Annotated in this window: 21 protein-coding genes and 1 tRNA gene; 11 read left to right on the top strand and 11 right to left on the bottom strand. The window is 36.9% G+C overall.

Going from position 1 to position 21,439, the window contains the following annotated elements; all coding sequences use genetic code 11:
- Positions 1-475: 475 nt before the first annotated feature.
- The 3 genes from ACT5E3_RS11835 to ACT5E3_RS11825 form a co-directional block, all read right to left on the bottom strand.
- Positions 476-551 (bottom strand) — tRNA-Glu (locus ACT5E3_RS11835).
- 106 nt (positions 552-657) lie between these two features.
- Positions 658-1,344 carry a lipoprotein-releasing ABC transporter ATP-binding protein LolD gene (gene lolD / locus ACT5E3_RS11830; RefSeq protein WP_444998506.1) on the bottom strand — a complete coding sequence of 229 codons (687 nt, stop codon included), beginning with the start codon at positions 1,342-1,344 and terminating at the stop codon, positions 658-660.
- Positions 1,337-2,584, bottom strand: coding sequence for a lipoprotein-releasing ABC transporter permease subunit (locus ACT5E3_RS11825; protein WP_444998505.1), 1,248 nt, complete (start codon positions 2,582-2,584; stop codon positions 1,337-1,339). Before ACT5E3_RS11825 ends, lolD begins: the two co-directional genes overlap by 8 nt.
- Positions 2,585-2,750: 166 nt before the next feature.
- Here ACT5E3_RS11825 and ACT5E3_RS11820 point away from each other — a divergent pair, with 166 nt between their 5' ends.
- Both ACT5E3_RS11820 and ACT5E3_RS11815 read left to right on the top strand, forming a co-directional pair.
- Positions 2,751-3,341, top strand: coding sequence for a PilZ domain-containing protein (locus ACT5E3_RS11820; protein ID WP_444998504.1), 591 nt, complete (start codon positions 2,751-2,753; stop codon positions 3,339-3,341).
- 89 nt (positions 3,342-3,430) lie between these two features.
- Complete coding sequence (locus ACT5E3_RS11815; RefSeq protein WP_444998503.1) at positions 3,431-3,712, top strand: hypothetical protein; 282 nt, start codon at positions 3,431-3,433, stop codon at positions 3,710-3,712.
- A gap of 16 nt (positions 3,713-3,728) precedes the next feature.
- Here ACT5E3_RS11815 and ACT5E3_RS11810 read toward each other — a convergent pair whose 3' ends face one another.
- The 3 genes from ACT5E3_RS11810 to ACT5E3_RS11800 all read right to left on the bottom strand — a co-directional run bounded on the left by ACT5E3_RS11810 (position 3,729) and on the right by ACT5E3_RS11800 (position 6,597).
- Positions 3,729-4,814, bottom strand: coding sequence for a mechanosensitive ion channel family protein (locus ACT5E3_RS11810; protein WP_444998502.1), 1,086 nt, complete (start codon positions 4,812-4,814; stop codon positions 3,729-3,731).
- A gap of 53 nt (positions 4,815-4,867) precedes the next feature.
- Entirely contained in the window at positions 4,868-5,890 is a 1,023-nt protein-coding gene (gene nagZ, locus ACT5E3_RS11805; RefSeq protein ID WP_444998501.1) for a beta-N-acetylhexosaminidase, read from the bottom strand.
- A 128-nt stretch (positions 5,891-6,018) separates the two neighbouring features.
- On the bottom strand, positions 6,019-6,597 hold the full coding sequence (locus ACT5E3_RS11800; RefSeq protein WP_444998500.1) for a chalcone isomerase family protein: 579 nt from the start codon (positions 6,595-6,597) through the stop codon (positions 6,019-6,021).
- A gap of 365 nt (positions 6,598-6,962) precedes the next feature.
- Here ACT5E3_RS11800 and ACT5E3_RS11795 point away from each other — a divergent pair, with 365 nt between their 5' ends.
- On the top strand, positions 6,963-8,834 hold the full coding sequence (locus ACT5E3_RS11795) for a M2 family metallopeptidase (RefSeq protein ID WP_444998499.1): 1,872 nt from the start codon (positions 6,963-6,965) through the stop codon (positions 8,832-8,834).
- 444 nt (positions 8,835-9,278) lie between these two features.
- On the top strand, positions 9,279-9,464 hold the full coding sequence (locus tag ACT5E3_RS11790; RefSeq protein ID WP_444998498.1) for a hypothetical protein: 186 nt from the start codon (positions 9,279-9,281) through the stop codon (positions 9,462-9,464).
- On the opposite strand, the gene ACT5E3_RS11785 is transcribed toward ACT5E3_RS11790, so the two are convergent.
- Positions 9,461-10,768: a hypothetical protein gene (locus ACT5E3_RS11785; protein WP_444998497.1), complete on the bottom strand. Its 1,308-nt coding sequence runs from the start codon at positions 10,766-10,768 to the stop codon at positions 9,461-9,463. The two genes, ACT5E3_RS11790 and ACT5E3_RS11785, sit on opposite strands and share 4 nt — an antisense overlap.
- Positions 10,769-11,072: 304 nt before the next feature.
- On the opposite strand from ACT5E3_RS11785, the gene purB reads away from it, so the two are divergent.
- The 3 genes from purB (at position 11,073) to ACT5E3_RS11770 (ending at position 14,073) form a co-directional block, all read left to right on the top strand.
- Positions 11,073-12,437: an adenylosuccinate lyase gene (purB, locus tag ACT5E3_RS11780; protein WP_444998496.1), complete on the top strand. Its 1,365-nt coding sequence runs from the start codon at positions 11,073-11,075 to the stop codon at positions 12,435-12,437.
- A gap of 66 nt (positions 12,438-12,503) precedes the next feature.
- A complete protein-coding gene (locus ACT5E3_RS11775) occupies positions 12,504-13,625 on the top strand; it encodes a cupin domain-containing protein (RefSeq protein WP_444998495.1) in 1,122 nt (373 codons plus the stop codon).
- 10 nt (positions 13,626-13,635) lie between these two features.
- A complete protein-coding gene (locus ACT5E3_RS11770; RefSeq protein ID WP_444998494.1) occupies positions 13,636-14,073 on the top strand; it encodes a GNAT family N-acetyltransferase in 438 nt (145 codons plus the stop codon).
- On the opposite strand, the gene ACT5E3_RS11765 is transcribed toward ACT5E3_RS11770, so the two are convergent.
- Both ACT5E3_RS11765 and ACT5E3_RS11760 read right to left on the bottom strand, forming a co-directional pair.
- Positions 14,070-14,492, bottom strand: a complete 423-nt coding sequence (locus tag ACT5E3_RS11765; RefSeq protein WP_444998493.1) for a hotdog fold thioesterase — start codon at positions 14,490-14,492, stop codon at positions 14,070-14,072. The genes ACT5E3_RS11770 and ACT5E3_RS11765 overlap by 4 nt on opposite strands.
- Positions 14,493-14,504: 12 nt before the next feature.
- Positions 14,505-15,002 (bottom strand): TIGR00645 family protein, encoded by a 498-nt coding sequence (locus ACT5E3_RS11760; RefSeq protein ID WP_444998492.1) that lies wholly within the window; start codon positions 15,000-15,002, stop codon positions 14,505-14,507.
- Positions 15,003-15,195: 193 nt separating this feature from the next.
- On the opposite strand from ACT5E3_RS11760, the gene ACT5E3_RS11755 reads away from it, so the two are divergent.
- The 3 genes from ACT5E3_RS11755 (at position 15,196) to ACT5E3_RS11745 (ending at position 18,061) form a co-directional block, all read left to right on the top strand.
- The gene (locus ACT5E3_RS11755) at positions 15,196-15,690 is read left to right on the top strand and encodes a DUF7931 domain-containing protein (RefSeq protein ID WP_444998491.1); all 495 of its coding nucleotides are present in this window, start codon (positions 15,196-15,198) and stop codon (positions 15,688-15,690) included.
- Positions 15,691-15,716: 26 nt separating this feature from the next.
- Positions 15,717-16,520: a hypothetical protein gene (locus ACT5E3_RS11750; protein ID WP_444998490.1), complete on the top strand. Its 804-nt coding sequence runs from the start codon at positions 15,717-15,719 to the stop codon at positions 16,518-16,520.
- 209 nt (positions 16,521-16,729) lie between these two features.
- The gene (locus ACT5E3_RS11745; protein ID WP_444998489.1) at positions 16,730-18,061 is read left to right on the top strand and encodes an MATE family efflux transporter; all 1,332 of its coding nucleotides are present in this window, start codon (positions 16,730-16,732) and stop codon (positions 18,059-18,061) included.
- A gap of 43 nt (positions 18,062-18,104) precedes the next feature.
- On the opposite strand, the gene ACT5E3_RS11740 is transcribed toward ACT5E3_RS11745, so the two are convergent.
- Positions 18,105-19,472, bottom strand: a complete 1,368-nt coding sequence (locus ACT5E3_RS11740) for a formimidoylglutamate deiminase (protein WP_444998488.1) — start codon at positions 19,470-19,472, stop codon at positions 18,105-18,107.
- 117 nt (positions 19,473-19,589) lie between these two features.
- Between ACT5E3_RS11740 and hutI the strand changes: the two genes are divergently transcribed.
- On the top strand, positions 19,590-20,834 hold the full coding sequence (gene hutI, locus ACT5E3_RS11735; RefSeq protein WP_444998487.1) for an imidazolonepropionase: 1,245 nt from the start codon (positions 19,590-19,592) through the stop codon (positions 20,832-20,834).
- On the opposite strand, the gene ACT5E3_RS11730 is transcribed toward hutI, so the two are convergent.
- Positions 20,827-21,213: a DUF2237 family protein gene (locus tag ACT5E3_RS11730; RefSeq protein WP_444998486.1), complete on the bottom strand. Its 387-nt coding sequence runs from the start codon at positions 21,211-21,213 to the stop codon at positions 20,827-20,829. The genes hutI and ACT5E3_RS11730 overlap by 8 nt on opposite strands.
- Positions 21,214-21,439 lie beyond the last annotated feature (226 nt).

Below are 21,439 nucleotides of genomic sequence, written 5' to 3'. Positions count from 1 at the left end.
ATTTCTTTAAAAAAGGTAAAACTAGTCGTATCCAACTTTTAACTCAAGAAACTTGCTAATTCAGCTTGATAAAGATAGAACTATTGAGTCAGTGTTTCACTTTTAGGTGTAGTTTTGTGTTGTTCTGCTGGTTGACTTTGTGGCTTCAAAATGGAACGGACGCTTCATAATTAGTGGCACATTGATTCAAAAAACTATAGCTCAAAATATATTAAAATGAGTGTTAGGAGAAGCATCATTTGCACGTTTGATTAGATTTTGCCATTCTTTTTATCATTAACTTATCTCAAATTCAATGTGCTGCTTGAAACTTTTTCCGTCCGACCTTTTCAAACTCACAAAGTTTTTCCCGGATGAATTAACATACAAGCCGTTGCCTGAAGAAAAATTGAATATCCATTAGAGTGAATAGTAGTGAACTTACTAATTGAAAAGGAGCCGGATACATACTCTGCTCCGACTCTCTACTAATATATGGCGTCCCCTAGGGGGTTCGAACCCCTGTTACCGCCGTGAAAGGGCGGTGTCCTAGGCCTCTAGACGAAGGGGACTAAAACTTTTATCTCAAGGTGCTCCCTCAAGAGCGCGCCATTCTATAGAGGCTTATTGTGATTGTCAAAGTCTAATTAACATTTTTTTTATATTTTTTTAAATCGTTTAGTCTTTATACACATTTAGCACACCATCAACCATTTGATAAGTCTTTTGCATACTGCTTGCCAACCTTAAATCATGAGAAACGATCAAAAAACTCGTGTTTTCTGACTCATTCAATTCAAACATCAGTTCATTGATTGACTGTGCAGTCGACACATCTAAATTACCTGTTGGCTCATCTGCTAATACACAAGCTGGCTTAGTCACCATTGCTCGAGCAATTGCTATACGTTGACGCTCCCCTCCACTTAGCTTTGAAGGTTTATGAGTTAATCGATTTCGTAAACCTACTTTGGCTATAATTTGCTCGGCTTCATCATAGGCCTCTTTGCTTTCTTTACCACCAATTAACAACGGCATAGCAACGTTTTCTAATGCACTAAACTCTGCTAATAAATGATGAAATTGATATACAAAGCCCAAATGCTTATTCCTCCAATCCCCCTGCTTTTTGGTTGACAACTCATGAATATTAGTCCCTTGGATAAAAACCTCTCCTTTATCAGGAGAATCTAGCCCTCCTAATATATGTAGTAGAGTACTTTTTCCAGAACCAGAGGAACCAATAATAGCAACCATTTCTGCTTGAGCAACAGCAAGATTGACGTTTTTTAGTACATTGACTTCACTAGCACCATCTTTAAAAGTTTTGCTGAGTTGTCTTGCATCTAATACTAAATTACTCATACCTTAGTGCCTCCGCAGGTTTTGTCTGAGAAGCTTTCCACGCAGGATAAATTGTTGCAAAAACGGTTAACCCCAATGCTATACTCGCAATTAAAATGACATCTTCCCAATGTAGTTCTGAAGGCAAAAAACCAATAAAGTATACATCACCAGGAATAACACTAACGCCAAACATCTGCTCCAAAAAAGCAACAACTTGAGGCAAGTTAATCGCTAGTGCAACCCCGCCTATAACCCCTATCACAGTTCCAATAATTCCATTAACACTCCCTTGTACAATAAATATTTTCATAATAGTTGCAGGACTAGCCCCTAAAGTACGTAAAATAGCAATATCAGCTTGTTTATCCGTCACCACCATCACTAGCGTGCTAATAATATTGAAGGCTGCAACAGCCACAATAAATGTTAACAACACTCCAATCATTGTCTTTTCCATTTTTATCGCTTTAAATAATGTGCCATGCGTATAATTCCAATCACTGACATAATATTCATCATCAAGTAAATTTCTCAACTCAAATGCTGTCCATTGCGCATTCAATACATTTTTAGTTGTAATACGCAATGCGGAAACTAAATCACCTTTGCGAGTTAAAGTAGCAGCATCTTTAATGTGAATCATTGCCATCATAGAATCATGTTCAGAACGAACTTCAAACAAACCTACAACCGTAAAACGCTTGGTTCTTGGTGAAATGCCAGCAGGGGAAACCGTAGCACTTTCAGCAATGAGTAAATTAACTTTATCTCCAACCGTGATCCCTAAACTCCGAGCTAACCCTACACCAAGTACTATGCCATATTTTTTGGGTTTTAAGGCCTCTAGAGAACCAGCCGTCATATATTGACCAATAATGGATACTTTCGACTCTTTTACGGGAAGAATACCTTGAACTAAGCCAAATCGAGTATTGTTGCTCACCTTAAACATCGATTGAATATCAATAAAAGGTGCAGCAGCAATAACATCAGGATGTTTTTCTACTTGCTTTTCTAATGCTCGCCAATCAGTTATTCCTTGCCCTCTTTGTCCAACAACAACGTGCGGCACCATACCTAAAATGCGCTCTTGCATTTCTGACTGAAAGCCATTCATAACTGACATGACCGTAATTAGTACAATCGTACCAAGTGCGATACCAAGCATACTAACGAGTGCAATAAAAGAGATAAAGTGATTACTTTTTCTTGCACCGGTATACCTTAAACCGACCATTAATGCCACAGACTTTTTCATTCGACTCCTAAACAACTAATGACTCAAAAACTAGTTTTTAAGCTAATTTTTATTAATTGACCGATTCTATCAACCCTATCCTGTCGACAAAAGGATTAAATACAGTAATTCATTCGAATAAATATGCTATAAGTTATATAACCTAAAGACGACGCGGTGAGACTAGATGGCAGATAACCAAACAGGCCAGGAAAGGAGAGAATATTTCCGAATTAAAAACTGGATTATAATCAATCATGATACGGTGAACAATATTGAGGATATTCCCCAGTTTGATGATTTAACGGCTACTAGCTCCCCTCGTATTAGCCTATTACAAGAGCTGACTAAACTCGAAAATGAAAACCTTGCCTATCTTAGCTCTCTAACCGATAAACAAAGTCAACTCGGTAGCTATTTAATCAATCTAAACAAAAAGATGGAGTTGCTAACTCATTTTGTTATACAGTCGCTAAATACTGGTAAAGATGACTTAACTGAAGTTGATATTAGCGGTGGCGGTATTAGATATAAAACACACCAGCGCTTTTCTGTTGATCAATTGATGAAAATTGAAATTGTTCTTGTTCCTGAGTGTATTGGAATAGTCGCTTACGCCAGAGTTGTCGATTGTAAGCCTATTGATGATGATAACTTCGAGATTGCACTAATTTTTGTTAAACTGAAAGAAGCCGATCGAGACTCAATTATTAAACACGTCTTTAAAGTTCAATCCAAACAGTTACGTAATCAACAAGAAAATCTCGACCCAAATTGATAAGTAGTTCTAATAAAAACTATAAATTAACTTTAAATCATAAAGTTAGAGGAGTATATTAATAATGATTCGAGTATGGAGGTATCATAATGAACAAATTTAAATTGAGCCTGATTATTGGGTTTACCTGCTTAGCTGCAACAAGCCAGTCAGCCATCGCTGAAACCCTGTTAGTTAATCAGCAAAGCCAACAAGCCGTTGATAAGCCTAGAACAGGTCAATCTATGCAGCAAGTTGAGTCTAAATTTGGTGAACCTTCTCAAAAACTACCCGCAATTGGGGAGCCACCAATCACTCGATGGCAATATGCAAATTTCACGGTCTACTTTGAACATGACAAAGTCATTCACGCGGTAGAACATCGCTCATAAATATCCTCATAATGGCTCATTCCTGAGCCATTTGTTCCAATTGCTCAACTTGTAAACGCTGTGTTGGGTAAGCTATTTGAGCTTGGTTTGACTCAATAATTTCAGCAATTAATAATAATATTGCCTGCTTAATCTCATGAAACTCAACCCAATTTGTCGTTTTAGTAAAGGTATAGACAAAAAAATCAATGGATGATGCTGAAAACTGATTAAAATTGACGATTAATGTTTGGCTAGCATCGATATCAGGGTGGCTAATGAGCATCTGTTTAACATCTGACACTATTTGACTCATCTGTTTTATATCATCATAGCGGATCCCAATAGTTTCATAAATGCGACGATTCAGCATTCGAGAGGGGTTTTCAACTGCAATACTATTAAATATTGCGTTAGGAACAAATAGTGGCCGTTTATCAAATGTTCTAATTCTTGTTTGTCGCCAACCAATATACTCAACCGTACCTTCAATATTTTTATCAGGCGAGCGAACCCAGTCTCCTACAGAAAAAGGTCGATCAAGGTAAATCATTAAGCCACCAAAAAAATTGGCTAAAAGATCTTTGGCAGCAAAACCTACAGCTATACCACCAATCCCCCCAAAAGCAAGAACAGCACTTATACTAACCCCAAGCGTTTGCAGTATGACCAGACAAGTCGTAATTGTGACAGATACTCTTAATAACTTACTGATAGCTTCAATTGTTGAGTTATCAATTTTTTCTTCATCTTCTTGATAACGGTTATATTCAATCAGGTTTTCTTCAGCGGCTCGAATAAACCGTACTAAAAACCAACTGACTAAAATAACCAGACCAATATCTCTGACAGTTTTTTGGATTTGATAACCAAATAAATAGTTAATAATAATCCATGTACCTGCTCCCCAAATTAAGAATACAATAGGTTTTCCAAGGGAATGAACCAGAGCGTCGTCCCATTTGTTCTTAGTTTTTTGTAGATGTTTATGCAAATTTTGATGGACTCTTCGCCATACATAATTTGCAATTAACGTCAGAAAAACAACGCTAAAAACTTTAAAATAAAAAGTCGAATCACCCAGGTTATTGCTAAACCAAACTTCAATTTGTGATAAATCCATAAAAATCCTAAATACTTAACAATGAATCAATAACATTTGATTGAGAATATTTTTCAATTAACTTGACTTAATACCGAAGAAAGCAGTTGCCAACGTTCTGTTTGCTGAAGCTGTTTTAGACCTGCTGCCGTTTTCACAGCTTTTAAATTAGATAATCTTGTTTGAGATTCTACATCCGTTGAAAAATCACTGAGGCAGTCAATAACTTCAAGTGTAGCTTTTCTATCATTACATACCAGTACCATATCACAACCAGCTTCTAAAGCCTTTTTAGCTCTTTCGCTAAAACCACCAACAACCTCAGCTCCCTTCATTGAAAGGTCATCTGAAAAAATAACACCATTAAACCCCATTTGTTTACGTAACACTTCTTTAAGCCAATAAGAAGAAAAGCCAGCAGGTGACGGGTCAATTTGTGAAAAAATGATGTGTGCAGGCATTACAGCCCCTAAATCACTACTTAATTCCTGAAAAGGAACCAAGTCTTCACGGACAATCACATCAAAGCTACGCTCATCTATAGGAATATCAATATGCGAATCAGCTTCAACCGAACCATGACCAGGAAAATGTTTTCCAGTAGCCATCATTCCCCCTTTTTTCATCCCCGAAATATAAGCTCGACCTAATTGAACAACAGCATTACTATCACATGAAAAAGCTCTTCGTCCTATCACTTTGCTTGTTAAATATCCTAAATCGAGTACAGGTGCAAAACTAATATCACAACCAACCGACTGAACTTCCAATGCCATTAACTCACCCAAACATGAAGCTAGGTAAAGAGCATTATCTGCATCATGCGCATATTCATCCCCTAGAACCCCAAGTTCAGGTAAACGGCTAAATCCATCGGTAAACCGTTGAACCCTGCCTCCTTCTTGGTCAACGGCAATAATAATAGAAGAGTTTATCTCACGAATAGAGTTTGTTAATGTTTGTATTTGCTCAGCAGATTCAAAGTTGCGGCTAAATAATATTAAACCGCCACATAATTTTGACTCTAAAACACGACAATCTTCATCACAAAGCTCTGTAGAGTCAATATCGAGCATTATCGGACCAATGTTCTGCATTTAATTTATTCCAGGAAGTTTTTGTAAGATGATAACTTGCTTATTCAATAAGGTAAATCTTGCATAGAAATCTAATTAAAAAAAATCCCGCCGAAGCGGGATTTTAACTTTTTAAAAATAAAATTCCTTTAGCCTTCACCTAACAACTGCTTTTTCATTAATCGATTTATAGGTTTATCACCTAACCAAGTTTTTAGAAAGGCATCATAAAATAATTTACCTGGGATAACAGCTTTTTCACTACCATTAATAGTAACAACAGTCCCTTTCGCCGGTAAAAAGTCAATCCATACCTTATCGCCTTCTTGAATTTCAGCTTTCCAAACCTGATTAAACTTTTCAACTAAAGGCTTTAATTGAGCTAATTCTTGTTCATTATGGTTGGCAGTAAACCCAATGTTTAGCGCTCTTATAAGAGCATCAGGCTTGATTGTTGAATTTTGACAGTAAAGGACAAAACGTTTCGCCCCTTCATTTTTAAGAATATCTTCGACACTTTTAGCATCGTTCTGAAGATAAAGACCACCGACATAAATTGATTGTCTTGCATTATTTTTAACCGCTGCTCCTTTGAGCCTCAGTTCCTGCCCACCGAGGGACAAGTTGACAACTTCTTCAATGTCTACACCAGCTAATTCCTTAGCGTTAACACCAGTCCATCCAATAGCTAAAACACTATAAAATACGATAGATACTACACGATTCATTGTCCACCCCAGAATTTGTACAGCCCAAATCAACCAATTCCTTGGGAGGTTATTCGTTATTGTAGCCAAGGAACTAGACCAGACAGACTACAATAAGAAACTTCCTAGTGCAAATATATTAGACTGTTTTTTGAACATATTCTTCGATCTGCGTCACAAAGTGAACACATTTTAAACAAAATCATCCTTAACTTCTTGACCTAGATCATATATGACTGGCACAAAAACAAATGAAAATGCGGTGTAAACAGCTTCTATATTAATCTATAACCTCTTGAAGGAAATAGATAACAAGTATATTCTCTCTATCAAACGAAGATAATATCATTTTGCTCATATACTCAAATTGAAGGTAAACCTAGAAAATGAATAAACCAGAGTCTTTCAAAAAACTAATCATGGCCATTTGTGTCGCTAGCGTTGTTGCTGGTTGTCAACAAGAAAAGCCAAAGCAGGCACCAGCAACGCCTAAAGGGCCAACAGTAGCCGATGCCCAAACCTATGTAGCAAATGCTGAGGCTGAAATTGAAAAAAATTACGAATTTCAAGCTAAAACAGCTTGGGTTCAAGCTAATTTTGTTACAGAAGATACAAGCTTTTTAGTTGCAAAAATGAGTGAAGAAGCGACCAAAACAGGTGTAGGCTTAGCATTAGGCGCTAAAAAGTTCAATGGATTAGAAGTTGATTACGATACCCGCAGAAAACTTGAAATATTAAAGGCAGGGTTAACATTACCTGCTCCTGAAAATGATAAACTCACAGCAGAGCTCGCAAAAATAACATCTAAACTTGATGCAACTTATGCAAAAGGCTGTACAGAAAATAAAGAATGTTATGTTCTTGGTGACTTAAGTAGTACATTAGCTGATACCAGCAAAGGCCATGAAGAAAAATTAGCAGCCTGGCTTAATTGGCGTAAAGTCTCTCCTCAAATGCGTCAAGATTACAAACGTATGGTCGAAATTGCTAACCAAGGTTCAAAGGAATTAGGCTTTGCCGATACTGGTGCACTGTGGCGTTCAAAATATGATATGCCAGCAGATGATTTTGCTAATGAAATGGATCGTGTCTGGGGCCAAGTTAAACCACTTTATAATTCACTGCAATGTCATGTCAGAGCAAAACTTAACGAAAAATATGGTGATGATGTTGTTTCTAAAAGTGGCCCTATTCCAGCACATTTACTTGGTAACATGTGGGCACAAGGATGGAGTAATATATTTGAAGATGTTGCACCACAGTCTAGTTCCCCGGCTACAGATGTAACAGCTCGTCTAAAAGCCAAACAATATAGCGAAGTTGAAATGGTTCGCACCGCAGAAAACTTCTTTAAATCACTAGGTTTTGAGCCATTACCAGATACATTTTGGTCTCGCTCATTATTTGTCAAACCTAAAGATCGAGATGTTCAATGTCATGCTAGTGCTTGGGACTTTAACAAAGACGACTATCGCATCAAAATGTGTATCAAGAAAAATGCTGAAGATTTTGTTGTTATTCATCATGAACTTGGACACAACTTTTACCAAAGAGCTTATAACTTAAAACAACCAGTTTTGTATCGAGCAAGTGCGAATGATGGATTTCATGAAGCAATAGGAGACACAGTTGCATTATCAATAAACGATAGCTATCTCAAAGAAATAGGTTTAATTGATGAAATGCCTGACGCATCTAGTGATTTACCCTTTTTGATGAAAACAGCATTAGATAAGATTGCTTTCTTACCATTTAGCCTTATTGTTGATAAATGGCGCTGGGGTGTATTCAATGGTGAGATTCCTGCGGAACAATATAACAAAGCTTGGTGGGAGTTAAGAGAGTCTTATCAAGGTGTAAAAGCACCAGTTGATCGCAATGAAACTCACTTTGATCCAGGTGCAAAATTTCATATACCAGGTAATACACCTTATTCTCGCTACTTCCTGGCCCACATCCTCCAATTCCAATTTCACCGTGAGCTATGCCGAATTGCAGGTAATACAGGTCCATTACACAGGTGTTCAATCTATAACAATAAAGAGGCAGGAGCTAAGTTAAATGCAATGTTAGAAATGGGTTCAAGCCGTCCTTGGCAAGAAGCATTAGAAACAATGACTGGCTCTAATCAAATGGACGCATCTGCAATTCTTGATTACTTTGCGCCACTAAAAACTTGGTTAGATGAGCAAAATCAAGGCCGTCAGTGTGGTTGGAATGCTACTGAAGTGGCTGAGAAACCAGCAAACAATTCTTAACTTCTCTACAAAAAGGAGCAGTCTTTCGGGCTAGCTCCTTTCATTTTAATATGTGTTTAATAAAACCAATAAGTATTTTATTGTATTAAAGTGGCTAATACTTCTGTTGATAACCAAGGATTTGTCATGCCTTGTTGGGGTGGCTCTAAAGATGGCTAATCAATAATGGAGGCTTACTTATACGGGCAAATATTATATGAAACTCATAGCTATGGACATTCCCACCATAATAGGTAAAGTTTTTCTGACTATTTTTTACTCTTTGCTTTTATTTTTAGTTCGGCAGGCGCTGCAAATAATATTAACAGGCAAAAAGAAAGCAAAAGCTTAAAAGAAAAAGGAGTTATTACGGAAGATACAGCTGTTCTTATTGGTTTTACTATAGCAGCTATTATAACTTTTTATTTCGTCTGGTTTTAAATCCAAAAACAAAAATAGATAAACATGAGCATTTTAATAGTTATTGGCAAAATATTTCTCAGCTTTTTTCTTATCGGTATGATATTGGCGGGAGTTTTTAAAGCCTCAAACCGAGGAAGAAACCCAGATAACCACCCAGCAGCTGAGTGGCTTACCGGGTGTATCGGTTTTTTAGGTGGAATAGCTGGTATTTATTATCTTTGGTTTTAATATCCGTCAGAAAATAATACTAACTGGACTCCTTGGATTGACCAAGGTGCGCTTCCACCTGTAGGGATCGGCATTGGTTGGTATTTAAGGCTCCCATCTTCGTTTCTGCTGTTATTTAAACAACGAACCATTAGATTAACAAATTCACTAGCAGCCACTTGGGTTTTCCAACTTCGATATCCATCTGGCCATTGCAAGCTATATTCTCTGGGCCGAGTGCCACCAACGCCAGGAACAGTTCCAATATGAGGAAAACGTCCTTCCAGACTAGTATACCCAGCCTCAACCATTAAAAAATCGAGTCGAGATATCACAGATGTAGCTACTCGACTATTCCAACACAACATCGGAGTGCGATTATCATGGTTGTTCAACCAATGTGTTGAAAAAGAAGCTAATAAGCTCCAACCGCTATTCATTTTAGCCGTTGAATTAGGATCAGCAGATATTGACGCTTGCATCACATGATAAACATTTTCCCAGGTAACATCTTTTTGCGGGACACCTGCCTGAAGAAATATTTCATGAGCCGTTTTAACTGCCATGTCTTTATCTTCTTCTGTCCAAGGAATGCTACTTTCTATGCCTTCAGCTAATATTTGAGCCCGATACATAAGTGCATCAGCGGAATGAGACACTTGCATTAAACCATTTCTAGGTTTGGGCCAAAAGAATGCTTGTAGACGATCATGCCAACTACTAACACTTTCACCTGCTGGCAATCTTTGATACATTGGCGTAAAGGGATCTTCGTCAATCCAAGCAACTAGTGCTTCTGCATAAGCTTCATCCGGTGCGTTCTTTTCAGGTATGATTGGCGGATAAATATCCTCACCAATTAATGCAAGCCCTGCATCATCAATAACAACAGGCTCTTGGCTAGGTGTTTCTATATCAGCTTGGATTCTTGCCTCTGCATAGGCAGTAAATAGATCTTGCTCCAAATAAGTTAACCCATCCCAGTAATCTAATGCCTGATCGGTAAGCCTAGCATAAACGGTTGAATCATCATCACCTTTAACCCGTTTAACCATATCAACATTCATCAGAAAAAAAGCTTGATTCACTTGTTCAGTATCGCGATAAGCCCAAGGAACCATTAACCGATTCAATACTTGAACACTAAAGCGTTTATGTGACTCTATTAGCTGATAAAGCTTATCATCACTATTTATTATCGGCATTGTTCCTTGACGCCAACTACCATGATCAGAAAATCGTTTAAACCAGACTTTCCAAGCCCCAACATAAAGTGCTCTAGGGATCTGAAAATGGTTGGCATTAGGGAAAATTGTATTCTTCATTAGCTAATCCTGAACAAATGAGTTTTACGCGTATTGAGTATATTAAAGTGTTTTTTTTATAATACAATATAGTCAGACTGACTTTTGCTGATTATATGACCAAAATCAATTATCTGTAGTCTTTCATGATTCAGCATTAAATATAGACCAGTTAAGTCTTAATTGATTTTAATTCTTCATTATCATGCTTTATACATATCAATTTTGCTCCATGACCTAGTTAGAGTGTGCATCTTATGCAAAGTCGGGTAAAATACGCGAAATTTTTACCACTAATTACCCGTCTTTACTTTGAGGAGACATCATGGAATTATCTGCATTAACCGCAATCTCACCAGCAGATGGCCGCTATGGCAACAAAACAACTGAACTAAGAGCTATTTTTAGTGAATTTGGGCTCATAAAGTACCGTGTCATTGTTGAAGTTCGTTGGTTACAAGCCCTAGCTGCTGATGAAAAAATAGCGGAAGTTCCTGCGTTTAGTGTACAAGCAAACGAGCTTTTAGAAACAATTATCACTCAATTTTCACAAGCTGATGCTCAACGAGTCAAAGATATTGAAAGTACGACCAACCATGATGTTAAAGCAGTTGAATATTTTCTAAAAGAGAAAACAGCCGACAACTCAGAAATTAGTGCCGTGAGTGAATTTATTCATTTTGCTTGCACTTCTGAAGACATTAATAATTTATCTTATGCCTTAATGCTTAAAGACGCTGCGATTGTTATTTGTAAATATCAAGATGATATCATCGATTCCATTGCTGATCTTGCCCATCAATATGCCGACATTCCAATGATGTCTAGAACACATGGGCAACCTGCCTCCCCCACAACTCTTGGTAAAGAAATGGCTAATGTAGTCGCTCGTTTACAACGTCAACAAGCTCAGTTTGGCCGGGTTCAATTAATGGGTAAAATTAATGGCGCTGTTGGTAACTATAATGCTCACTTAAGCGCATATCCAGATGTTGATTGGCCAGCTTTTGCACAAACATTTATTGAGCGACTTGGTTTAACCTGGAACCCATATACCACTCAAATTGAACCCCACGATTATGTCGCTGAATACTTTGATGTACTGACACGTTTTAATACCATTTTAATTGACTATAACCGAGACATCTGGGGTTATATTGCATTAGGTCACTTTAAACAAAAAACAGTTAAAGGTGAAATAGGTTCATCAACAATGCCACATAAAGTTAATCCCATCGACTTTGAAAACTCAGAGGGTAATTTAGGCATTGCTAATGCATTATTTACCCACCTGGGGCAAAAGCTACCAATATCAAGATGGCAAAGAGATCTTTCCGATTCTACAGCACTAAGAGCCTTGGGTATGGGCGTCGCGCACTCTTTAATCGCTTATCAAGCAACTTTAAAAGGTATTTCTAAACTCGAAGTTAATGTGGAGTCACTCTCAACAGAGTTAAATCAAAATTGGGAAGTTTTAGCGGAACCCATTCAAACGGTTATGAGACGCTATGGAATTGAAAAACCTTATGAAAAATTGAAAGAATTAACTCGTGGAAAACGAGTCGATCAAGCTGGTATGCAAGCCTTTGTTGATCAACTCGAACTCCCCCAAGAAGCCAAAGAAGCTCTCAAAGCATTAACGCCAGCAAACTATATTGGCAATGCGATTGAGCAAGCCAAAAATATTTAAAACGCTTATTGTGAGGTTTGACTCTGTTCAAACCTCATATATTTTTAACTTTCCTATCCAATAGCCATGTTACAAAATTTTAACATTGAAAAATTTCTGGCAAGCAATTGGCAAAAAGCGCCGTGTCTAATTCAGGGAGCTTTGCCATCAATTCCAAAATTTATATCACCAGAAGAACTTGCTGGTTTAGCATTAGAGCCAGAAATAGAATCAAGAATTATTCAAAATAAAAATAATCATTGGCAACTTGAACATGGCCCTTTTGATGAAACTGATTTTCAGCAACTGAGCGATTCTCATTGGACATTGCTCATTCAAACGGCAGATTATTGGTTACCAGAAGTTTCTTCTTTTTTAGATAATTTTCGTTTTATTCCTCAATGGCGTTTTGATGACTTAATGATAAGCTATGCTAGCGATCAAGGTGGTGTTGGCCCACATTTTGACAATTATGATGTTTTTTTAGTACAAACTGAAGGTGAAAGACATTGGCGTGTAGGCCAGATGGGAGACACAAAAGCGACACAAAATAAAATAGATGGCCTTCTCCACCTAGAAAATTTTACCCCAATTATTGATACAGTTCTCAAACCTGGTGATATTCTTTATATCCCACCTGACACCCCACATTGGGGAATCTCACAGGGAAATTCCATGGGATATTCTGTTGGCTATAGAGCACCACAAACTCTTGATTTACTTGCTATGTTAGCCAACCACTTTGAGTGCTCTGAGCTAAACCAATTTTTTACTGATAGTTATCGTCATAAAGCCAACTCTAGCTCAAAAATAGAATTAGAACTTGTCGAGTGGGCTCAGAAAGAAATTAAAAAATTATCTAAAAATCAAAAACTTATAACGCAATTATTAAGTAAACATCTTAGTCAAAGTAAAATTGAAAACGAATTTATTTTGCCAGATAAAACTAACATAGACATTTCAGCAGTTCATACAATCCAATTAAAAAATAATATTAAGTACAATTGGTATCAGCAAGATGACGACATTGTACTTTCAATAGAAGGAAACTCTTATTATTTTAACAGTGAAGCAAAAACATTCATTGAAATGCTCACTAACGGCGGATCTGTTGATATTAAAGGGCAAAAATGTGAAAAAGTCCTATTTGCTTTTTATAAAACATTAGCTAGGATAGTAAATAAGGGGTATCTTTTGATCAACAGTTAAAAGCGAAGCAATGTCTAAATTAGATCACTTTAAATTTAAACAAGTTACTTGGCAGTTTGCCTCAGCAGAAATCTTAAAAATTCGCCAAAAAGTTTTTGTCATTGAGCAACGCTTTGATAAAGAAGTTATCTGCGATCAACATGACAATGACAGTTATCATATTCTTGTTAGAGATAAGTCAGACAAAGCGGTTGGTTGTGGACGTCTTATTCCAGATGGTCGAATAAGTAAAATAGCGGTATTGATTGGTTTTCGTGGTAAAGGCTTAGGAACCAACATACTGACCCACTTGATTAGTATTGCAAAAAGGAAAAATATCCCAAACCTTACACTCAATGCAGAAACAGAATTAGTCCACTTTTACGACCAGCAAAAATTCCATGTGGACGGTCCCGTTTATATGAAGCAAGGTATTCCTTTTCGCCGAATGACCAAAAAGCTTGCCTAACCTTTTTTTAATACCGCCATTGTCAACCTTGAAATACAGACATTTTTTCCTTTGTCATCGGTAATTTTTATTTCCCAAACATGAGTTGAACGTCCAATGTGTGCAGCAGTTGCTTTCGCATAAACGCTACCTTCGGTTACTTGTCTAAGATGATTACCGTTGACTTCTAAACCGACACAATAGTAATCATTTCCTACAACTAAGTTAGCAGCAACACTACCAACAGTTTCTGCTAACACAATCGATGCCCCACCATGTAATATGTTAAATGGCTGAAAAGTTCGGTGATCAACGGGCATAGATGCAATTAAATAGTCATCTCCTACTTCAGTAAACTCGATACCGATATGTTCAACTAATGTTCCTGCACGAGATTGTTGCAAATAATCTAGGGAAGCCTCTTTTTTCCATATACTCATTTTATGCCTACCTCACCCTTTTTGTTTGTGATTAAACCGATCAACCCAGGCCATTCCCAAAGAAGAAAGCACAAAAGTCATATGAATAATAACGTACCACATTAATTGAGTACTATTTGAACTATCGAGATTCATGAATTTTTGCAGTAGATGTATCGAAGAAATAGCAACAATTGAAGCAGCAACCTTTTGTTTTAGTGAACCAGAATCTAATTTACCTAGCCATGACAGTTTTTCAACATTCTCGTCAATATCCAGTTGAGAAACAAAGTTTTCATACCCCGAAAACATAACCATAATAATCAAGCCACCAACCAGAGCCATATCAACCAATGATAAAATCAATAAAATCAGATCTTTTTCTGATATCTCCAGAATTAATGGAAACACATGTATGATCTCTTGAAAAAACTTAATGAGTAGCATTAACAGCGATAAACTTAAGCCTAAATAAATAGGTGCAAGCAACCATCGGCTAGCATACATAATTTTTTCAAACTTCTTTTCCAACACGCTCACCTTTTCAATTTGTTTTATGTAATAGTTTAACTGCGCATTATAACTAACAATGCACAATTTGTAGTGACAATTCGGCTAAAAATACTTGTATTCTACGAAATCTTGCATAGTTCAGCATAAATCACGCATAATTAAAAGAATCACTCTTAAGATAATTAATGCAAAATTGTAAACTTTTAAAGAAATGAATGACACCATTTATCAAAACCTTCACTCATCAACCAGCTTAAAAGAATTGGTGGAGCATACTGCCCATTATTTTCGCCAAGCCAAACAAAAGCTACAAATTTACTCACCGACGCTAGATCCAAGAATATTAAATAGTCGAGAAATTGAAACAATCATATCTCGGTTTATACTTTCTAGCCGCTTTGTACGTGTTGAAATGTTAATCAAAGATGAACGTAGCTTAACAGGTATTGATCACCGCCTAGTCAAACTATCACAAAAATATACCAGCTATATGAATATTAAGATTATTCCAAAAGACTATCATGAGAATCACTTTGCATTTTATTTAATTGATAAACGAACGATCATTTATCGAAATATTGCTGAACGGTTTGAAACAGAATATCGCTCTTTACCAGATAGCAAACTAAAACAACAGCAAAAATATTTTGATGATATTTGGCAGCAAGCCTCACCAGCTATTTATTTAAGAGCATTACACTTATAAAATGAATCAATCAAAGGTAAGAACTAATGATGATTAAATTAAGAAACCACCCTAAATGTTATTTGTTACTCATTAGCTACTTGCTTTTTGTCAGCCCAAAAACGTTTGCTGAAATGTTTGTTCACCAGCTGAACTATGTTTCATCAGAACAAATTATTCCAGTGATGAAGCCTCACCTGAATCCAAAAACTAAATTATCAGGAAAAGGCTATCAACTATTTATTCAAGCATCAGCAGACGAATACAAAAAAATTCAAGAGATTATCAAAGCACTTGACCAAAAACCTGGGGAGTATCTAGTTGAAGTAAGAATATTAAAACGTCGATTAGACAAGTGGGAAATGAAACAAACCAATATTCAAGCAACTAATACAAACTTAAAAATAAAATCAAAACAGATTACTAATACGAAAAACCAACATGGTGAGAAAAAATTCCGTCTGAGAATATCCGAAGGTTATCAGGGCTTTGTTAATACAGGCGAGTCATTTCCAACCCATCAATTAATTAACCAATACCAACACTTTATACCTAAATCCGGCTACAAAAAAGTCACTAGCGGCTTTTATATAGTTGTCAATCAAATGCCCAACAATCAAGTTAAATTGTCAGTGTCAGCTCAATCACAGCAGCGTAAAACGAAACATAGCAAAACCGTTGTTCAATCTTCAACAAACAACCAAATCATTGGAACTAAAAACGAATGGATACTCATTAGTGCTACATCAAATATACAACAAAATAATAACAACCGTTATTCAACTAATGGACAACGTCAAAACAAGCAGTGGTACTATGTTCGAGTGACTGACATTATAAAACCTCAATAATGGCAAATACTCCGACAATCATTAACAGGTGAATAATAAAAATATTTATTCATCATAATTTTTTATTCTAGTGAAATAGTTGAAAATGAAGTATATTCCATGCCAGCTACTTATCAAACATATCTTTTTTATAAACGACAAAGTCGGCTCGAATCATTAAATTCAAATCAATAGATTCAAGACAAGCATTTAAAAATAATAGGCTCAAAGTGTTAACAAGTATTCATCAGGAAATTAAAAGTCTGATCCCTATTGCAGTTCCAGCTATTTTAGCTCAACTTGCACAAATGGCTATGGGAGTGATTGATACTGTTATGGCAGGACATTATAGCAATCAGGCACTGGCTGCAATTGCTATTGGCACAGGCTTATTACACCCTGTTATGATTTTCTTTATGGGGTTATTTCTTGCTTTTAATCCAATTATTGCTCACTTAAAAGGTGCGAGGGCAGAAATAAAGATTGGTGCCAATTTTAGACTAGGCTTAATACTTGCTATATTATTCTCCCCTGTTGCCATAACCATATTATTATATGCCGATATTATTCTTGAGTTATTAAATGTCAATCTAGCTGTTGCTCAACTCGCTACAGGCTACCTACAAGCAGCCACTTGGGGAATGCCAAGTTTGCTTTTATTTTTAGCACTTAGGTTTTGCAATGAAGGCTTATTTTCAACGACAGCGGTAATGGCTGTAACAGTTATTTCAATACCATTTAATATTATTTTTAATTACTGGTTTATGTACGGTGGGTACGGATTAGAAGCAATGGGCGCTATTGGGGTTGGTTATGCAACAGCATTAGTGTGGACAATTATGTCCATTGGTCTTTTTGTGTATACATTTTTTACCCCCAAATACAAAGCGCTTGAAATATTTAAACATAAAACGCTTCCTAGTTGGATAGAAATGAAAGAGGTCTTTAAGCTTGGTTTTCCAATGGCAATCACTTTAGGGTTTGAAATCACAATGTTTGCTGCTGTATCTTTAATGATTGCTCGTTACCCAACTCAAACAATGGGCGCTCATCAAATAGCGGTTAATATTGCGTCATTGGCTTTTATGATCCCCTTAGGAATTTCACAAGCAATTACCGCCAGAGTTGGTTTTTTTAGTGGCCAAAACAATCCAGCCTCTACTCGCTTAGCAGGTTATACGGGTATAGGCGTTTCGGCAGCTTTATCAGCTTTTAGTGCTAGTACAATGGTGCTTATTCCCACATTAATTGTTTCATTCTACACACAAGATGTAGAGGTAATTCAAATTGCTGTAAGCTTATTATTTTTTGCCGCTGTTTTTCAATTTTCAGATAGTATACAAGTCTCTTCTGCTGGTGCATTGCGCGGTGTAAAAGATTCTAAAATACCCATGATAATTACCGCTATTTCTTATTGGTTAGTTGGTTTTCCTATTGGCTACTTTCTGGCTGAAAAACAAGGTCTACAAGCTAATGGCTATTGGATAGGATTAATTGCAGGACTAAGTACAGCAGCGATTCTTTTATTATATCGATGGACCAAACTTTCAAAAACGATCTAAGCCGTTTTTAAAAAGCTGAGTACCACACAACAATCCTCACAGCTTAAGCTGTGAGTTTATCCATTACTTTAAAATAAGATTCCTTAATCAAATCTTGTTGTGGGTGAAAGCCATTCTTTACCTGCCACTCACCGGCAACCATCACATCTTTTACAGGCAGCTTTTCAGTTGCAAAAATAGCAGCATCTAGCAAAGTACTTTCTTGTTTAGCATATAAACTAGGGTGTTGTCCGTCTAGTACTATTAAGTCTGCTCGTTTTCCAACAGCTAATTCACCAACATTCTGATTTACCGTTAAAGCACCATCCAAACTTGCTTTTTGATATAGATATTGACCCACAGAAGAGCAATCAGCAGAAGTTAATACCGCTCTTCGGTGAGCAGTTAAACGCTGCGCGTACTCCAATGAGCGTAATTCGTCGGCAACATTCACTGCAATATGAGAATCGGAACCGATAGCTAAGCGACCATTAAGGGATAAATAGTGTTCGGTTGGAAAAATTCCATCTCCCAAGTTTGACTCTGTTGTAGGACAAATCCCAGCAACAGCACCACTCTTAGCTAAACCTTTAACTTCTTGCGACGTTAAATGAGTTGCATGAATTAAACACCAATTTTTGTCTAATGACTGATTCGCAAGTAGCCACTCCACAGGACGTTGCCCATAAAAATCAATGCAATCTTCCACTTCTTGTAGTTGCTCAGCAATATGAATATGAACAGGAGCATTATGATCTAAACTTCTCATCAAAGGTACAATTTGTTCAAGTTGCGACTGACTAACAGCTCTAAGTGAATGTGGAGCAATTCCAAGGCTTACCGTTTGCTCTTGCTGAGTTGTTTGAAATAAGTTTTCTATCAACTTGCAGTAATTGTCAGTTGAGTGAATAAACCTAGCTTGTGCCGCCGAGGGAGATAACTCACCAAACCCAGCATAACTATATAACACAGGTAATAATGTCATTGATAAACCGGTTTGTTTAGCTGCATTAATCAATTGGAGTGACATCTCTGACGGATTAGCATAAGCCTTTCCATCATTTTGATGATGTAAATAATGAAATTCAGCAACACAGGTATAACCCGCTTTTAACATTTCAAGATAAAGAAATTGTGCAACCGAATGTGCATCATCTGGCGACATTTTCGCCACAAAACGATACATAATATCCCGCCAGCTCCAAAAACTATCAGCTTGATTGGCTTTATACTCAGAAAAGCCAGCAAAAGCCCTCTGAAATGCATGAGAATGACAATTGACCATTCCAGGTAGAATAGTCCCCTTAACTACCTCTGAGCCAGTAGCCTGCCCAGTCTCAATGCTTTCGATTAGACCATTTTGATTAATTGATAAGGTTATATTTTTTTGCCACTGGTTCCCAATTAAAACCGATTCAGCGTATAATTTCACTTTAGTACCATGCCAATATTAACAGTTGATAGTTTGCTAAACGCAACCTTAACCAGCAATTAGATTAATGGCAAGTGTTAGTTACACAACATCAATATAATTAACTTAGGTTGAATAATGTCAGATTTTTACCAGCTTGTTATCCATAACGTTGAAGTAGCCACCATGGCCAATGATAATGACTACGGTGTTATTAATGATGCAGCCATTTGTATTAATAATGGAATAATACAAAAGATCATTGCTAATGCAAACTCACAGGATATAGAAATTGAAACTGAAAACTCAATCGACGGCGATGGTCGCTGGGTAACACCAGGACTTATCGACTGTCACACCCATTTAGTTTATGGTGGTAACCGGGCTAATGAATTTGAAATGAGATTAGAAGGTGCTAGCTACGAAGAAATCGCAAAAGCTGGCGGCGGCATTATTTCAACCGTTAGTGCAACACGCAACACATCCAAAGATGAGCTTTTTAAAGCATCAGCAAAACGCTTAAGTTATTTAATTGACGAAGGTGTAACAAGTATTGAAATAAAATCAGGTTATGGCCTCGACTTGAAGACTGAGCAAAAAATGTTAGAAGTCGCTCATGAACTTGAAACATACTCACCTATTGAAATCAGTAAAACTTTTCTTGGAGCTCATGCTCTCCCTCTTGAATATAAAGATCGTGCAGAAGAGTATATAGATTTAGTTTGCGAAGAAATGATGCCCCAATTACATCAACAAGGTTTAATCGATTGTGTTGATGCTTTTTGTGAAAACATTGGTTTTGACTTAAAGCAAACCCGACGAGTATTTGAGAAGGCTAAATCATTAGGTTTACCTGTTAAGCTGCACGCTGAGCAACTATCAAATTTAGATGGCTCTAAACTAGCCTGTGAATACCAAGCTTGGTCAGTTGATCATTTAGAGTTTTTACCAGAAGAAAATATTCCATATCTAAAACAATCAGGTACTGTAGCCACTCTCTTGCCCGGTGCTTTTTATTTTCTTGGTGAAACCAAGCTCCCGCCAATTAGCGCACTTAGAGAGCACAAGATCCCAATGGCTATCGCGACTGATTCAAATCCAGGAAGCTCACCTTGCCTATCTATTTTACTCATGCTCAATATGGCAACAACACTCTTTAAACTAACACCATTAGAAGCATTACAAGGCGTCACTAAGCATGCTGCAAAGGCACTAAGAATTGACTCAAAAGTGGGGTGCATAAAAGAAGGTATGCAAGCAGATATGGTGCTTTGGGATATAGAATCCCCCGCAGAATTAAGTTATCGAATCGCAGGTAACCCATGTCATACTGTGATAAAAAAAGGCGAAGTTATTTTATCTAAAAACAGCCACTCTAATTAAGATCGGCAGCACATTCAGACAATAATTTTAACGGCACTATTTCAAGAGCCTTTTTATGTGTTCTTTGCAAAAAAACTCTAGGAGCCATACCTGCATGGTAGGCTTCTAACCATCTTGAAGCACACAAACACCAATTGTCCCCTGGCTTTAAACCAGGAAAACCATAATCAGGAACCGGCGTTGATAAATCATTGCCTTTAAATCGAGAGTATTCCAAAAATGCTTGTGAGGTTTCAATACAAACCGTATGTGATCCTAAATCTTGTTCACAAGTGTTACAGCAACCATCTCGAAAGAAACCAGTGACAGGATCAAGACTACAAGGAATTAAAGGTTCATCATATACATTTAAAGAAGGCTCTTTTTCTAGCTTATCCATTATTTTTATCCGCTACATGCATTAAGTATTATTACTTGTTATAGATTATACCTTAACAAACAACGAATAAAAAATCAGATTCCCTTCCTTTGTTTAGTATTGCCATAAATAACTAAACTTAGCAAAATTGTTTTCTCCGTTTTTGTTAATGACGAAAGATGCTCTGTGTCAACGGCATTATCAGAATAACCAATGTATACTAAAGACTGTGGGTTAATTTTATAGG

Source organism: Aliikangiella litoralis (assembly GCF_052495765.1).
Note: the sequence above shows the minus strand (reverse complement) of the source record. Positions and strands in the feature narration are given on the sequence as shown.